The 14741-nt window shown below is 73.8% G+C and carries 12 protein-coding genes; 8 read left to right on the top strand and 4 right to left on the bottom strand.

Annotation, left to right across the window (positions count from 1 at the left end):
• Positions 1-111: 111 nt before the first annotated feature.
• The 4 genes from ACFW6A_RS31860 to ACFW6A_RS31845 all read left to right on the top strand — a co-directional run bounded on the left by ACFW6A_RS31860 (position 112) and on the right by ACFW6A_RS31845 (position 4038).
• Positions 112-963 (top strand): helix-turn-helix domain-containing protein, encoded by an 852-nt coding sequence (locus tag ACFW6A_RS31860; protein WP_386644735.1) that lies wholly within the window; start codon positions 112-114, stop codon positions 961-963.
• Positions 964-1092: 129 nt separating this feature from the next.
• Complete coding sequence (locus tag ACFW6A_RS31855; RefSeq protein WP_386644732.1) at positions 1093-2025, top strand: MBL fold metallo-hydrolase; 933 nt, start codon at positions 1093-1095, stop codon at positions 2023-2025.
• A 723-nt stretch (positions 2026-2748) separates the two neighbouring features.
• On the top strand, positions 2749-3303 hold the full coding sequence (locus ACFW6A_RS31850) for a tellurite resistance TerB family protein (RefSeq protein WP_386644729.1): 555 nt from the start codon (positions 2749-2751) through the stop codon (positions 3301-3303).
• A 228-nt stretch (positions 3304-3531) separates the two neighbouring features.
• Positions 3532-4038, top strand: coding sequence for a hypothetical protein (locus ACFW6A_RS31845; protein ID WP_351852968.1), 507 nt, complete (start codon positions 3532-3534; stop codon positions 4036-4038).
• Between the two features lie 105 nt (positions 4039-4143).
• Here ACFW6A_RS31845 and ACFW6A_RS31840 read toward each other — a convergent pair whose 3' ends face one another.
• A complete protein-coding gene (locus tag ACFW6A_RS31840) occupies positions 4144-6231 on the bottom strand; it encodes a SpoIIE family protein phosphatase (protein WP_351852966.1) in 2088 nt (695 codons plus the stop codon).
• 206 nt (positions 6232-6437) lie between these two features.
• Positions 6438-8201, bottom strand: a complete 1764-nt coding sequence (locus ACFW6A_RS31835; RefSeq protein ID WP_386644726.1) for a hypothetical protein — start codon at positions 8199-8201, stop codon at positions 6438-6440.
• A 575-nt stretch (positions 8202-8776) separates the two neighbouring features.
• Between ACFW6A_RS31835 and ACFW6A_RS31830 the strand changes: the two genes are divergently transcribed.
• The 4 genes from ACFW6A_RS31830 (at position 8777) to ACFW6A_RS31815 (ending at position 11566) form a co-directional block, all read left to right on the top strand.
• The gene (locus tag ACFW6A_RS31830) at positions 8777-9352 is read left to right on the top strand and encodes a hypothetical protein (RefSeq protein WP_351852961.1); all 576 of its coding nucleotides are present in this window, start codon (positions 8777-8779) and stop codon (positions 9350-9352) included.
• Between the two features lie 300 nt (positions 9353-9652).
• A complete protein-coding gene (locus tag ACFW6A_RS31825) occupies positions 9653-10051 on the top strand; it encodes a hypothetical protein (RefSeq protein ID WP_351852958.1) in 399 nt (132 codons plus the stop codon).
• Positions 10052-10137: 86 nt separating this feature from the next.
• Positions 10138-10689, top strand: coding sequence for a DinB family protein (locus tag ACFW6A_RS31820; RefSeq protein ID WP_386644723.1), 552 nt, complete (start codon positions 10138-10140; stop codon positions 10687-10689).
• 373 nt (positions 10690-11062) lie between these two features.
• The gene (locus ACFW6A_RS31815) at positions 11063-11566 is read left to right on the top strand and encodes a GNAT family N-acetyltransferase (RefSeq protein ID WP_386644720.1); all 504 of its coding nucleotides are present in this window, start codon (positions 11063-11065) and stop codon (positions 11564-11566) included.
• Positions 11567-11836: 270 nt separating this feature from the next.
• Here ACFW6A_RS31815 and ACFW6A_RS31810 read toward each other — a convergent pair whose 3' ends face one another.
• Positions 11837-13246 (bottom strand): FAD-dependent oxidoreductase, encoded by a 1410-nt coding sequence (locus tag ACFW6A_RS31810; RefSeq protein WP_351850086.1) that lies wholly within the window; start codon positions 13244-13246, stop codon positions 11837-11839.
• A 30-nt stretch (positions 13247-13276) separates the two neighbouring features.
• Entirely contained in the window at positions 13277-14446 is a 1170-nt protein-coding gene (locus ACFW6A_RS31805) for a polysaccharide pyruvyl transferase family protein (protein ID WP_386644717.1), read from the bottom strand.
• Positions 14447-14741: the final 295 nt, after the last annotated feature.

Genomic DNA, 14741 nt, shown 5'->3' with positions numbered 1-14741 from the left:
CAGCCCGCCGAAGTCGGGGCGCGGGGACCGAGGTTCGAGACGTGCGGCCGGAGGCGTGCGGCGTGCGTCCCGCGGAGCGCTCGTCTGCGGTCGCGGTACTAGGCTGCGGTCATGCCCGTGTCACGCCGCACCGTGCTGCGGACGGACGGCCTGCTGCTGGCCGACGTGAGCTGCGACTGCCCTCCTCGGGGCTGGACCGAGACGCGGCCGGCGCCCGTGTTCGGCTTCGTCCTGGTCCGCCGGGGCATGGTGCACGGCCGTGTCGACGGCCGGGAGCAGGTGCTGGACCCGGCGAGCGTGTACGTGGAACGGCCGGGCAGCGAGCAGCAGTTCAGCCATCCCCACGGCGGCGACGTCTACACCGAGATCGTGCTGGCGGAACCGGTGCTCGCGGGCCTGCTGGGCGGCGATCCGGCCGTGCCCCAGGGGCTGGTCTTCACGACGCCCGACGTCGCCCTCGCCCACCGGGTGCTGCTCGGCCGGGGCCGGGCCGACGGCGACGCCTTCGAACTCGCAGAGCGGGTCACCGCGCTGGCCGCCCTGCTGCTGGGCCGGCTGGCCCCCGACCGCGTCGAGGCGGGCCGCCCCGGGTCCGCCGCCGCCCGGCGCCGGACGGTGGACGAAGCGCGTACCGTCCTCAACGACGACCCGCTGCGCGGCCTGGAGGAGGTGAGCCGGCTGGTGGGGTGCTCGCCGCACCACCTCAGCCGGATCTTCGCGACCGCCACCGGCATGTCCCTGACCCGTTACCGCAACGGCCTGCGGGTGACCCGGGCGCTGGAGCGCCTGGCCGACGGGGAGCGGGACCTGGCGGGCCTCGCGCACGAACTGGGCTTCACCGACCAGGCGCACCTGACCCATGTCGTACGGGACCTGGCCGGGCTCCCGCCGGGACGACTGCGCGCCCTCCTGAACCCCCCGCCCCCGACCGGGGAGCGCGCCGCCCCCTCGGCGGGGAAGTGAAGCGGCCGGCTCACCGACGAGGACCGAGCAAGGATCTACAAGACCGCCCGCCCCCGCTCCCGGCACGCTCGGCACAGCGCCCCGCACGGGGGTCGGGGCGCTTCCCGGACCGGTACGGAAAGGTTGGCGATGATCGGGAACACGACCTGGAACACGACGGAGCCCGCACGGCGCACCCTGCTGCGGGGAACGGCGGCCGGCCTCGCCTCCGGCCTGCTGGGCCCGGCCGGGGCCGCCGCCGCGGCCGCTCCGCACCGCACCGGGGTGGTGGCCCGGCGCGCCGGGAGGTACGAGGTGCTGGCGCTCCTCGACGCCCGGGGCACGTTCCCCGGCACGCGAGAGGACCAGTTCGGCGGTGCCACCGAGGAGGCCTGGCGGCGCGCCGACCGGATCGACCCGCGGGCGGCGGGGCCGGACGGGACCTGGCGGCTGAGCTTCTGGTGCTACGCCGTACGCCGCCCCGGCGGACGCGTCACCCTCGTGGACACCGGAGTGGGACCGGCCGGCAGTCCTGCGTCCGGATGGGCGCCCGTTCCCGGCCGTCTGCCCCGCGTCCTCGCCGACGCGGGCGTCGGGGCGGACGACGTCGACACGGTGGTCCTGACCCACCTGCACGAGGACCACTACGGCTGGGCGGTCGACCCCGACGGCACACCGCTCTTCCCCGACGCCCGGCACGTCGTACAGCGCACGGAGACCGCCTCGCTCACCCCCGCCGACAGCGCGCTGTCGTACGTCGTGACGCCGCTGCGCGCCGCGGGGCTGCTCGACGAGGCCGACGGCCCCGTCCGGCTGGCCGGCGGCGGGCTGCGTGCCCTGCCGACTCCGGGACACACCGCCGGCCACCAGTCCGTCCTGGTCGACGGCGGCCGACGGCGGATCTACATCACCGGCGACGTCCTGGTGCACGCGGTACAGCTCGCCGACCCGTCGGTGGCCTACCGCTTCGAACGCGACGAACCCACCGCCCGGGCCACCCGCACCGCCCTGCTCTCCCGCGCCCGTGCCGAGCACGCACTCCTGGCCACCGCCCACCTCAACGAGCCCTTCACCCGGACCTGATCGGATACACCGGCGCACGAGCGCTGCGCGCGACCACCCAGAGGAAGACCGCGCCGGGGACGAGGCGTTCACCGGACTCCGAGCACCTCGACGCGCGCATGCGCATGCGCATGACGGCCCGGCCCGACCCCGCCGGTCGCCGTCGAGAGGATCGCCAGGCACTCCCCGCGCACGGAGGAACGGTCCCGCGTACCGTTGCGGCACCCAACCCGGCGACTCCCCGGAAGATCCTTGCCCGACGACGGACAACGTCGGAGAAACCGCTGGGCAGCGCTCTCGCCACGACCCGTCCCCGGACGGGCGCGAGGGGCCTCGGTCCTCAGCGCGGGCAACCCGCGACGGGCAGAAGGGAACGCGGGTGGCCCTCCTGCGATGTGCCCGGCCCCTGTCCGGCCGCGGTGGGGCCCACTGCGTCATCAGCGACCACCAGGGGGAAGCCGAGGTCACGGCCTCCCGCATCACCACCGCCCCCGAGGACCTCCTGACGGCGGTCACGCGTCTGATCGCCGGCGAGACCGAATGCCGAGCGCAGTTCGAGGCCGAGCCCACCGCCTTCCGCACTGCTCCACGAGCCGGACGCCCGCTCCGAGCCGGTGTGAGGCGCCACGGGAACCGCCCCGCACGCACCGGCGGAACTTCACCGGGTGCGGAAGGCGTTGGCAGGGTGGTGCGCGACGACGCGTGCCCGACGACGAAGGCACGGCGGAAACCGGGGTGGCACGAGTGGCGATGTGGGATCGGATCAAGGACCAGACGACCAGGGGTCTGCGGCAGGCCCAAGGAGTACGCGGCGGTTCCGGCGCCCACGGACCGTCCGGCGCACGGTCCGGCGGCGGTTCCAGGGCCGAGCTCGTGAGCGCGCTGAAACTGCAGCTCACGTCGCTGAAGACGGAGCTGAAGAGCGGTGCCTTCCGGGACGCCGGCATGGCCATGTGCGCGCTGGTGGCCGTCGCCGACGGACGGGTGGACCCGTCCGAGCGTCAGCACGTCGAATCGCTCATCCTCACCAACGACGTCCTCCAGAACTTCCCCGCCGACCAGCTCCGCCAGCGCTTCAACAAGCACGTCGACCAGCTCTCGGCCGGTTTCGTCCTGGGCAAGGCGACGGTGCTCCAGGAAGTCGCCAAGGTGGCGAAGAAGCCCGCCGAGGCGCGGGCCGTCATCCAGATCGGCATCGTGGTGGCGGGCGCGGACGGCTTCATCGAGCCGGCCGAGAAACAGATCATCCGCGAGGCGTGTGCCGCGCTCGGCCTGTCGGCGGCGGAGTTCGGCATCTGACCCGCTCGCCACGGCACCCGCCGGGCCGTCGCGGCTGTTCACCACGGCCTGTCCTCCGTGAGGGCAGAAGACGAGAGGGCGTTCCGTCCGTTCCGGCGAAAGTCGCCCGGGGCGGGCTGGCGTCGGGTAGAACTGCCGGTCAGGAAGGCTGCTCCCCGTACACGGGGGGTGCCGGAGGCCACCGCCACCGGCCGGTACGCCTCATGGGATGACGAACGGAGTCGGGGAATGGGCGACGCGCACGAAGCAGAGGTGAAGCGGAAGCTGGGCATCTCGAACTGGCGGAACCTGTCCAAGGACAAGGTGCTCCGGTTCGCCGCGGCGATGCCCGAGATGGCCACCGAGGTGCGGCTCAAGCTCGTCGAGCAGTTCCCTGCCTTCAAGGACCTGGCGAAGGCCGATGTCGCAGCGGTGGCAGAAGCCCACAAGTCGACCCTCGCCGCCAACGAGAACAGCCAGAACCACTTCTCCAAGGCCTCGCAGGACCAGCGGGACGCCCTGCGGGCCGACCTCGACCGGGACGACCTCAGCTGGGAACAGCGGGAGGCCCTCCACGACCGCTTGGACCGGAACGTGCGGCAGGCGGCCGAGAAGGACAGCGAGAACAAGCAGTTCCTGGGGGCCGGGATGAAGGTGGTGGCGGCCGCCGGCGCAGCCGCCCTCGGGCTGGGTGTGGTGTTCGTCGGCGGCAAGATCGCCGGAGCGGCCGAGGGCGGGTCCGACGGGTCCCAGTGACCGGAGGTCCGTAGAGGGTCCCGGCCGGGAGGGGAGAGGACGTGCCGGCCGCCGAGGAGCTGCCGAAGGCGGCGTCCGCGTACGGCGACCGGGCCACGTCCGGCGTCACGGCTGGACCTCGGCCAGCAGGACGGCGACGTCGTCGGGGTCGCCGGGGCGGCGCATGGTCTCCACCAGGCGCGAGCAGGCGGAGTCGAGGGGTGACCCGATGGAGCTCCAGGCGTCCAGCAGGGTGGCGAGACGGTCGTCGATGGAGTCGTGACGGGTCTCCACGAGACCGTCGGTGTAGAGCAGGAGCTGGTCACCCGGCTCCAGGAGGACGGTCACGGCTTCGAAGCCGACCCCTCCGACGCCCAGGGGCGCGCCGGAGGGCAGGTGAAGGAGCCGGGGGGAGCGTTCGGCGCGGGTGAGGACGGGCGGGAGGTGCCCGGCGTTGGCGATGCGGCACCGTCCGGTGCGGGGGTCGTACACCGCGTAGAGGCAGGTGGCGATGTAGTGCTCCAGGCCGCGTGTGAGGCGGTCGAGGTGGCGCAGGATCTCGTCGGGCGGCAGGTCGAGGCCGGCGTAGGCACGGGCGGCGGTGCACAGCTGCCCCATGGCGGCGGCGGCGTCGATCCCGTTGCCCATGACGTCACCGATGACCAGGGCGGTCTTGTCGTCGACCAGCGGGATGACGTCGTACCAGTCGCCTCCCACTTCGTTGGCCGCCTGCGCCGGCTGGTAGAGGGAGGCGGTCCTCAGGCCCGGACGCCGCGGCGGGGAGGGAGGCAGCAGGCTCCGCTGAAGGGTCTCGGCGGCCGTGCGCACGTTCTGGTGCCATCGGGCGTTGGCTATGGAGACGGCGGCCCGGCCCGCCAGCTCGCGGGCGAGCAGGACGTCGTCCGTGTCGAACGGTTCCGGGCTGTCCACCCTCAGGAGGTCGAAAGCGCCGAGGACCTCGTCGTCGGCGATCAGGGGAACGGCGAGATAGGAGTGCGCCCCGGCGCGCGAGAGGGCGGAGGCGGCCTGCGGGTCACGGGCGATGCGCCGGAGGTCCCGTTCGTCGCAGTGGGGCACCAGAACCGGCAGCCCGGTGCGCACGCACCGGGTGATCAGGCGGTCCGGCGCGTAGGCGGCGATCTCCCCGACCGGGTCGGCGGCGCCGGTGAGGTCGTGGGGGGACGCGGAGGCCACGGCCAGGGCCCGGAACAGCTCGGGGCCGTTCGTATCGGCCGTCGGCGGGCGGGAGGACATGACGGCGTCCAGGATGTCGACCGCCGCCACGTCGGCGAGGCCGGGCACCGCGACGTCGACGAGCTCCCGCGCGGTCTGCTCCACGCCGAGGGTCGTGCCCACGCGGGCGGAGGCGTCCGCGATGAGGGCCAGCCTTCGCCGGGCCCGTTCCGCCTCCGCGGCCGCCAGGTGCCGCTCGGTGACGTCGACGACCGAGGACGCCACCCCCACCACCCGCCCGCCGGGCCCCTGGACCCGGTAGTAGGAAAGGGACCAGGCACGGTCGTGATCGGGATCGGCCCTCGTGCGGCTGACGACGTACTGGTCGATCAGGGGCGTGCCCGTGGCGAGCACCTGCCGCAGAGCCGTTTCGACCAGCTCCACCCCCTTGTAGGGGTGGATGTCGCGGGGACGGCGGCCGATGTGCTCGGCCGCCGGAACCCCGTTGATCCTCTCCAGGGCTCCGTTGACCAGCCGGTAGCGAAGATCGGTGTCCAGCAGGGCGAATCCCACCGGAGCCTGCGACACCAGTTGCTCCGACAGCGCCAGCCGCTCCTCGACCCGGTGGAGCGTCGTCTGGTCGACCGCGATTCCCAGCGCGTACACGTCGCCGAGGTCGTCCAGCAGCCGCACGTTGCGGAACTCCACCGGCCGCGTCGCTCCGCTCCGGTGCCGCACGGGAAACACCCCGGACCAGCTCTTCCCGGACTCCATCACCCCGGCGAACAGGTCCATCGCCCGCTGCCGGTCCTTCTCCCCGAGCAGCAGCCGCGCCGCGTACTGCCCCAGCGCCTCCTCGGCGGTGTACCCGAACGTGTCGGTCGCCTGCGGACTCCAGAACACGATCCGACCGCCCGTGTCCACCACGACCGCGGCGACGTTCAGGAAGTCCAGCAGACTCCCCGCGGTCTCCCAGCCCGCACCGGCCCCCGCCTCTTCGGTATCGGAGCCCTCGGTGTCAGCCGGTGCATCGTGAGCCATCGGCCTCGCTCCCTCCGCCTGCCGGCCGGCGAGCACGTAGCCGCCGCGGAACACTTCCCTCCATGCTGCGCCCCAAGCGGGGCTCCGAGCATCCCGGCGCCCGCCGCACACCCCTGCCGCCCCGCTTCCCGCGCTCTCGGGCCGCCGCGGAACGCCCGATGCCCGTCCGTGCCCGCGCCACCGGTCGGGGAGGAGGGCCGGACCGGTCAGATCACGGTCGGTTCCGTCGTGGAGCGGGTCCGGGGGGACGGCGGAGAAGAGGGCGGGTCCGCCGGGTGTGCGGGGTGGCCCGGCGCGCCCGGGTGGGCGAGGTGGCGCAGCAGCTTCCGCAGCGCGACGCGGGCCTGGGGGGCGTCCAGGCGGGCGTCGAGACGGGCCAGCGCGCGGCGGGCCCGGTGGCGTGCGCGGCCGGTGCGTCCGGCGTGGTGGTCCGCGAGGGCGTGGGCGTAGTGGGCGAGGGCGGTGGTCCAGGCGTCGTGGCCTCCGGTGGGCTGGGCCAGCGCCCGGCGCGCGGTGCGCACGGCGAGAGCGGGAGCGGTGGTCGCCTGGACGACGGCCAGGGCGGCGAGGCTGGTGGCCGGTCCGGGGCCGCCGGGAGCGCCGGAGGGGATGGTGTCGGCGGCGTGCCGGTAGTACGCGGCGGCCGCGGTCAGGTCGCGCCGTTTCCAGGCGAGCGTTCCGTACGCGTGGGCGATGCGGCCGACGAGAGCGTCGTGACCGGACAGCACGGCCGCGGGCCAGGCGCGCCCCAGGAGCCGCTGGGCCCCGGCGGGGTCCTCGCCTGCGACGAGCCAGCCCGCCAGCCACTGCCCGCGGGCCGCCGGCTCACTGCCCGCGGGCAGCAGGGGAAGCAGCGCGAGCAGCCGGCGGGCACCTTCCCGGCCGCGGTTGTGCGCCGCCCACCAGAACCACAGGTGCAGGAGCGCTTCCACCGCGGTCTCGGCGTGGGCGGGGTCTTCGACGGCCCGGTCGAAGAAGCCGGCCAGGTCGGCGGTCTCGGCGCGGACGAGGACCACCGCCTGCTGCTGCAGCCCGGTGTTCCACAGGATCTCCGCGACCGCGGCCGTGCTCCGGCAGTGCCGGGCGTGCCGCGTTCCGGCCGCGGCCGTTTCTTCCGCCGCCACGAGACGCTCACCGCCGAACGCGCGGGCGGCGCGGGCCATCACATGACGCGGCTCGGACGCCGCCTCGATCCCGTCGTGGGCGCGCAGGACGCCGACGGACGTCAGAACGGCGAGCGCCGGAGGGATCTCGGCGGGGGAGAGGTCGGCGCCTTCGCAGACGAAGACGGCCGCCGACTCGGTGAAGGCGCCCGTGAACACGCTCAGGCGCCGCCACACCTTTCGCACGGGCTCGTCGCACGAGGCGTGCACCGACGCGATCGACGCCCCGCCCGGCCGCAGGCGCCCGACCGCCCGGCCGGGCGCCGGATCCGCCGGCCGGCACCGCCCCCTCTGGAGGCGGACGGCGAGCTCGCCGACGCCGGGGTACGGCGACGGGGCGGCGGCCAACCGCAGCACGTGCTCGCCGGCGAGGCCCAGCGGCTGACGCGCGGTGACCAGGATCCGCAGGTCCGGCCGACCGGCCAGCAGCGACCGCACCAGCCCCGGGCAGTCGCCGAGGACCGGATCGACATCGTCCAGGACCAGCAGCAGCCCGCCGGCCGGCAGAGCCCGTACGACGGCCGCGAGGTCCGGACTCGCGGTGAAACCGTGCGGGCCCGTCACCGCGTTCAGGGCCCGGGCGACCTGCCTTTCCAGCGTCCACGGGCCGACAGAGCCGCGCACGCGGACCATTGCCTGCCACGGACCGCCGGAAGGACGGGCGGCCGCCTCCAGAGCCAGCCGGCTCTTGCCGACCCCGGCGCCGCCCGTCACGGTGACGAGCCGGTGCCCGCTCAGCGCGGCCCTCAGCGTGGCGAGCTCGGCATCACGCCCGATCGGCCCGGAGCGTCCGCGAGGGGGCTCCACGCCACGGGACCTGTCGCTCTGGCCTGCAGCCCGCACGTCTGTCACTCTCCTTCGTCGGATGATCTTGGACGACCTTCACCGTCTGACGCCGTACGCCGTACGCCGGTCCGGACGGGCTCCCTGAGCGGAGATCCGCAGACCCCCGGCGAGTCCGCAGACGCCCCGGCAAATCCGCAGGTCGGCACAGCAAAAACGTCACTGCCCACCAACCTTCCGAACCGGCGCGAGGTAGCGACGCGGCCTCGTACATCACCCGTCCCGGTGAAGCGGCGACCGTCCGGCCGCCGAGGCCGCAACCGGACCGCGCCCCGCAGGCCGCCCCGGCCATGCTCCCGACAGCGCTCCCAACACCGCCCCCGGCAACGCTCCCGACCACGGTCCTCGCCGCTCCAGCGGCAGCCCCGACAGGGTGCTCTCGCCACCAAACGCCCAGGGAGGCCCGTCACCCTTCCGGGCGGCTCACGCCCGCAGGCGAACCGTTTCGCCGCCTGCGGGGGATAACCTCGTCGGCCGGGAGCCGGGACGTGTTCCCGGTAGAACCTTGCCTGCCTGCCAGCCACTCGGGGGAGCTGACCATGTCGACGGTGACGAACGGCCGTGACGACGAAGAGGGCTGTGGATTACCGGCGCGGCCCCGCGCACTCGTCCACACCCGCCAGGAACGCGAACTGGCCGCCGCCACCTGGCTGCTGCTCGCCGCCGCGGACGACCGTACGGCCAGACGGGAATGGGCGGTCTACGGCGTGGCCCTCCTGCGCTGCGGGGTCCTGTTCTCCGCGGTGCGCATGCCGGCGGCCGTCGTTCACCGGGCCGCCGGCACGGAAGACCGCCGGGAGGTCACGGCCTTCCTGAAGGAGGCGCTGGCCGGCGGCCCGGTCTTCTACGACGAGGGCGGACGCCAGTTCTACGCGCTGACGCCGGTGAGCACCGCGCGTATGTGGAACCTTCCGGAAGCGGAGTGCCTGGGACACGACACCCTGCTCGGCGTGCCGGCGACCGACCTGACCGAACGCGACCCGCGCTGCGCGGCGTTCTGGATCGTGCCTATGGAAGGCCCCGCGTCGCTGTGCATGCCCGGAGAGGTGGCCCACCTCGTACTCTCGGCGAGACCCCGCACCAAACAGGGCCCTGGAACAGAGCCGAAGCGGTGACCCGACCTTCCTCCTGGTCACACCTGTGTCCGCCCGTGGTCCTTCCTGCCCCGGGACGACGGGGACGAAGCCCCCGGCGAAGCCGCGGCCTGAGCGCGTGAGCGCATGGAGGAGGGCCGCCGCGCCCTCGGAGGTCCGACAGCACCCGTCCACGTTCAGAAGCACGAGAAACTCCTGGCAGACACGGGTGCTCTCGGTCGAGCCCCGCCCGCCAGGGGTTTCGCCGTGGCGCATCCGGGTGCACGGCGGCCCGGAACAACGCCCTGGCCGAACTTCACTCGTCGCCCCTACGATCCCGACATGACGAATACGGCGGGGCGTGTCGCTCTCGGTGTGGTGGCTTCCAGCGCGTTCTTCTGGGCAGTCGCGGGGGCCGTCGACCTGGGACTGGAACGAACCCGTAAGGGCTACGCCCTTCCTGACGGCGGAGAGTGGTACACCTTCGCCCTGTTCGCCGGATTCATCGTGGCCTACTTCAGCGTGGCCTCCCTCACCGATACGCCCGCCGCCCGGCACGCGGCCCTGGTCCCGGCCGCCGGTGCCTGCTTCGGCGTCGTCTCCTGCCTGCTCATGGGCCAGCAGACCCGGCACTGGGTCGGCGCCGCCGCCCTGGCACTGATCGGGTCCGCCCTGCCCCTCGTCGGCCACCTGCACAACCGCGCACGGCGTGTCCGGCTCGGCGCGGACGCACCCGCCTAAGGGCTGTCCGGCGGTTCTCGAGCGGGCGATTCGTCGCGGTCCACCCGTCGGCTCCGCGTCGGTGTCCTTCGCCAAGGTCTGCGGCCATGACCGAAAGCAAGATCGAAACCTGGCCGGAGCCTCCCCTCGCCGGCACCGAAGTCGCAGCGATCCTCGGCGCCCTCGAACGCCAGCGGGCCACCGTTGCCTGGAAGTGCTCCGGGTTGGACGCCGCCGGTCTGCGTGCCACGCTCGGCACGTCCGCCGTCACCCTGGGCGGCCTCCTCAAGCATCTGGCCCACGTAGAGGACAGCCACTTCGCCCGGTTGTGGCTCGGCTCCCCCGTCGGCGCTCCCTGGGACGGCGTCGACTGGGACGGCACTCCCGACTGGGACTACCGCTCCGCCGCCGAGGACACCCCCGAGCAGTTGCGCGCGCTCTGGCAGGAATCGGTCGCCCGTTCACGTGCCGTCGTCGAGGAGGCGCTCAGTACGGGCGGCCTGGACCAACTCGGCGCCCACACCACCCGCAGCGGCGAACGCCCCAACCTCCGCCGCATTCTGCTCGACCTCGTCGAGGAGTACGCCCGTCACGCCGGTCGCGCCGACCTCATCCGCGAATCCGTCGACGGACTCACGGGCGAGGACCCGCCGAGGTGAACCGAACTGGGGCGTTCGCAGATCTGGCCGTCGTGGCCGTCGTAGCCGGTGGGCCGGCCGCCCGACCGGCCCGCGAGCCGAGGAACGGCACGACGCCGGAGCCGTACGGCGCCTGGCCGGCCGGGAAACACGCCCTCGCCGGCAAAGGACGTCGCCCCCCCCGCCCGAACAGCTCCGCGCCCGACTCCCCGACACGCGTACGGCCACGGTGAGGACGGGAACGTGTCGCCGCACCTCGCCGGCCACGTTCGGGTTCCCGCCGGTGTCCCCGGCGTGGGGGCGCGAGCCCCGCCCGGCACGAGAGCAGGGCCTGGCGGTGCGCGGGGAAAAACTCAGGGGAGCGGACGGTCGCGCGCTGCTACGGTCGGGCCCCATGAGCTGGCTTCCCGACGACTTCGTCCACCCCGTCCTGGTCCCGCTGCCGGGCGGTGGCCATCACCTGCGGCCGATCCGGGAGGCGGACACCCCGCTCGACTATCCGGCCGTGATGGGTTCGCGCGAGCGGCTGTGGACCATCTTCGGCCCGGCCTGGGGCTGGCCCGCGGCCACCATGACCTACGAGGCGGACCGGGCCGACCTGTTGCGGCACGAGAAGGAGATCGCCGCGCACCAGTCCTTCAACTACGCGCTGTTCGACGCGGAGGAGACGGCTCTGCTCGGCTGCGTCTACATCGACCCGCCGGAGAAGGCCGGCGCGGACGGCGAGATCTCCTGGTGGGTGGTGGACGAACTGGTGGGCGGCACGGTCGAGCAGGCGCTCGACGCGCTGGTGCCGCAGTGGATCGCCGCCGACTGGCCGTTCGAGCAGCCGCGCTTCCTCGGCCGCGAGATCTCCTGGTCGGCCTGGCTCGCCCTGCCGGAGCATCCCGGCACGTAAGAACTTCCGGTCCTGAGCGGTGGCGGCCGACCGCGGATTCCCGGTCGGATGATCCTGTCGGGGCCGGAGCGGGAAGACGGGGCCTTCTGAACGGCTCGTGGACGTCGAACCCACAGAGCACCAGACGCGCCCCCTGCGCCGTACCCTTCCGTGCCGATCGCCGGGCCGGGCGGGTCGGGCGGGCCGGGCGGCCGGGGCGCGCCGACGGGCTGGGCGGCCGGCGGGTGGCCGCCCGGGCCGGCCGGTCCTGTCCGCACCCGACGGAACGCCTCAGCGCAAGCTGGCGCCTTGTGCGCGCAGCTCCTGCTGGACGGCTCGGACGGCTACGTCGCGGGGGAGCGTGCCCTGGGCGGAGGCGAGGGCCGCGCAGACGCCGGCGGCCTGGCCGGTGGCCATGGATATGGGCATCACGCGGTACGAGGAGTGGGCCACGTGGTCGCCGGAGATGCACCGGCCGGCGACCAGGACCCGGTCCACGCCCCGGGGCGTGAGGCAGCGCAGCGGGATGTCGTACGACGCTCCGCGCGGCAGCCGCCGCAGCGTGGTGCCGCGACCGCTCGGGTTGTGGATGTCGACCGGGTAGGCGCCCCGGGCGATGGCGTCGTCGAACGTGCGGGCGCCGAGCACGTCCTCGCCCGTGAGCTCGTACGCGCCGGCGATGCGGCGTGTTTCGCGTACTCCGACCTGCACGCCGCTCTGCGCGACGTACGACCGCGCGAAGCCGGGTACGCGGCTGCGCAGGAAGCGGGAGATCTGCTCCATCTGGCGGTGGGCGGCGAACTCGGCACGGGTGAGGTCCCACACGCTGGTCCCCAGGACTTCGGTGACGCGGGTGGAGTTGACCGCGACCTCGCCGTCGTTGGGGGTGGCGAAGAAGAGGATGTCCTCGCGGGGCAGGTCCAGTTCACCGGCGTCGGTGGCGGCGCGGACGAGGTCCCACAGCCCGTGCACCCCTTTCCACTGGTCGGGGTGGGAGCGGGCGTATCCGGCGAACTCCTCCTGGTCGAACCGCACGATCCGGAACATCAGCGTCATGGGTTGTGTCCAGCCGTCCTCGGGGCGGCCGATCTCGTAGGCCGCTCCGGCCGCGGCGGCGAGATCGCCGTCGCCGGTGCAGTCGACGATCACGTCGGCGTCGATGACGACCGGACCCGATTTCGTCTCGAACACCGCGCGGACGCGTTCGGGAAGGGGGACGACGCCCGAGGCGAAGGCGTGCAGCAGGGTGCGCACCTCGTGCTTCTCCAGCAGGTCGTAGAGGACGATCTTGAACAGTTCGGCGTCGAACGGCACCGTGTAGCCGGTCTCGACCGACGGACGGATCGCCGCTCCGGCGCGGACCAGCTGGTCGAGCAGCGTCCACAGGACACCTCCCACGACGGGTTCGCCCTCGCCGTGGTCGGGCGGCAGCAGGCGGGTGGCGTCTCCCGCGACCGCCTGTTTGACCTCGTTGTGGAAGCTCATCAGGGGCATCACGAGGGCGGCGGTGGCGTTGCCGCCGAGGAATCCGTACCTCTCCACGAGGACGACCTCGGCACCCGCGTCGGCGGCTCCGATCGCCGCCCCTATGCCGGCCGGGCCGCCGCCGACCACCAGCACCTGGGTGCTGCCCCCGTGCAGGGCCTGCCGTGCGGGCAGCTCCACGTGCCGGGGGACGCGGGGCGGCATCAGATGGGTCATGGGTCCTCCCGGGGCCGCGACGGCCGGCGGTCAGCCGACAGGAGCGGGGGTCGTCGGCAGGCCGGTCGGCGCCGGCGGTGGGGCGATGGCCTCCAGATAGCTCAGGAAGTGCTCGGCCGTCCGGTCGGCCCGCGTCCGCATGGCCGTCACCCGGGCAGCCGTCTCGGCCCGACGTGCGGAACGCTCGTCCCAGAGCCGGTCCACCTCGGCCAGCAGCAGGCCGACGTTCTCCCTCGCCACCCCGCGCAGGGCGGGCGCGCCGATCTGCTGCGCGAAGTCGAAGACCTTCCCCGCGTACGGCAGGGGCAGCAGGGGAACGCCGGCGAGGGCGGCGAAGATGAGGAAGTGCAGCCGCATCCCGATGGCCAGGTCCAGCCGCTTGACGATGTCGAGGACCTGCTGGGGACGGGAGGCGCCGCGCAGCACCGTGCACGCGCCGGGATCGGCCATGTGGGACGCCACGGCATGCGCGTGGCGGATGTCGTCGCGCTCCATCGGCACGAACACGACGTGGGCGTCCAGCCGGTTTACGAGGAAGTCGCCGACGTGGGCGAGGAGCTGGTGGTAGCCGAGCTCGTCGAGGTCCGAGGCCGCCCGCCCGGGCTCGCGCACGCTCATCCCCACCAGCCGCACCCCGCGCGGCACGGCCTCCGACCTCAGCAGCTCCTCCCCGCCGTCACCGGGCCGCAGCAGCAGGGCGGGGTCGGCGGTCACCGTGATGGGCCGCTCCAGACCCGCGTCCTCCAGGACGAGCTTCGACTCCTCGTCGCGGACCGTCACCGCCGCCGCGTCGGTGAGGGTCGAGCGGACCCAGTCGCAGTCGACCTCGTCGGTGAGCGGCTCGGCGCCCACGCCGTAGGTGAACACGGGTACGCCGTGCCCCTGGGCCGTGCGCACCAGCCTCAGGTACCGGCGGGCCTCCGTGTCGTAGAGGATCCCCCCGCCGCCGAGGAGCAGGACGTCCAGCCGGCGCAGGTGCTCCGACGTACGCTCCCGGCTCACGCCCTCCCAGCCGATCACCTCGACGTCCGGGCGGACGCCGCGGCTGTACTCCGGATCGCGGGAGAACACCACGATGCGGGCGTCCGGCCGCGCTCCCTGCACCCGGTCCAGCACGGCGGTGAGAATGGCCTCGTCGCCCACGTTCTTGCCGCCGTACGACCCCAGCACCCCTACGGTCACGCCCTTGCTGTCGCCCATGGTCACCTCTCGCGTACTCCGGCGAGCGCGGCTACTGCCTCCTACCAGTTCACCCCATGACGGGATTCACGCATCTCGGGACCGGGCGCACCGGCGTACGGACACCTGCACGGCACGACACGGCACGCAAGCGGAGGCCCGTGTCAAACGGGGCCCGGCCGAAACGGCGCCCGACGAAGCACGCGCCGGGCCCCCGGGGGCCGGCGAGCCAGGCCTGGACGGCGTCCGCGGCACGGCTTCAGGCGGCGAGGGCGGCCCCGGGGTGACGGACGTCGTCCCCGCTCGTACCGCCCGG

This window comes from Streptomyces sp. NPDC058758 (assembly GCF_042746075.1).
Classification (GTDB): domain Bacteria; phylum Actinomycetota; class Actinomycetes; order Streptomycetales; family Streptomycetaceae; genus Streptomyces.
Note: the sequence above shows the minus strand (reverse complement) of the source record. Positions and strands in the feature narration are given on the sequence as shown.

Excerpts from the sequence above, each read along its gene's own strand:
- ACFW6A_RS31860 (WP_386644735.1), top strand. The coding sequence starts at position 112 with ATGCCCGTGTCACGCCGCACCGTGCTGCGGACGGACGGCCTGCTGCTG.
- ACFW6A_RS31855 (WP_386644732.1), top strand. The coding sequence starts at position 1,093 with ATGATCGGGAACACGACCTGGAACACGACGGAGCCCGCACGGCGCACC.
- ACFW6A_RS31845 (WP_351852968.1), top strand. The coding sequence starts at position 3,532 with ATGGGCGACGCGCACGAAGCAGAGGTGAAGCGGAAGCTGGGCATCTCG.
- ACFW6A_RS31840 (WP_351852966.1), bottom strand. The coding sequence starts at position 6,231 with ATGGCTCACGATGCACCGGCTGACACCGAGGGCTCCGATACCGAAGAG.
- ACFW6A_RS31830 (WP_351852961.1), top strand. The coding sequence starts at position 8,777 with ATGTCGACGGTGACGAACGGCCGTGACGACGAAGAGGGCTGTGGATTA.
- ACFW6A_RS31825 (WP_351852958.1), top strand. The coding sequence starts at position 9,653 with ATGACGAATACGGCGGGGCGTGTCGCTCTCGGTGTGGTGGCTTCCAGC.
- ACFW6A_RS31820 (WP_386644723.1), top strand. The coding sequence starts at position 10,138 with ATGACCGAAAGCAAGATCGAAACCTGGCCGGAGCCTCCCCTCGCCGGC.
- ACFW6A_RS31815 (WP_386644720.1), top strand. The coding sequence starts at position 11,063 with ATGAGCTGGCTTCCCGACGACTTCGTCCACCCCGTCCTGGTCCCGCTG.
- ACFW6A_RS31810 (WP_351850086.1), bottom strand. The coding sequence starts at position 13,246 with ATGACCCATCTGATGCCGCCCCGCGTCCCCCGGCACGTGGAGCTGCCC.
- ACFW6A_RS31805 (WP_386644717.1), bottom strand. The coding sequence starts at position 14,446 with ATGGGCGACAGCAAGGGCGTGACCGTAGGGGTGCTGGGGTCGTACGGC.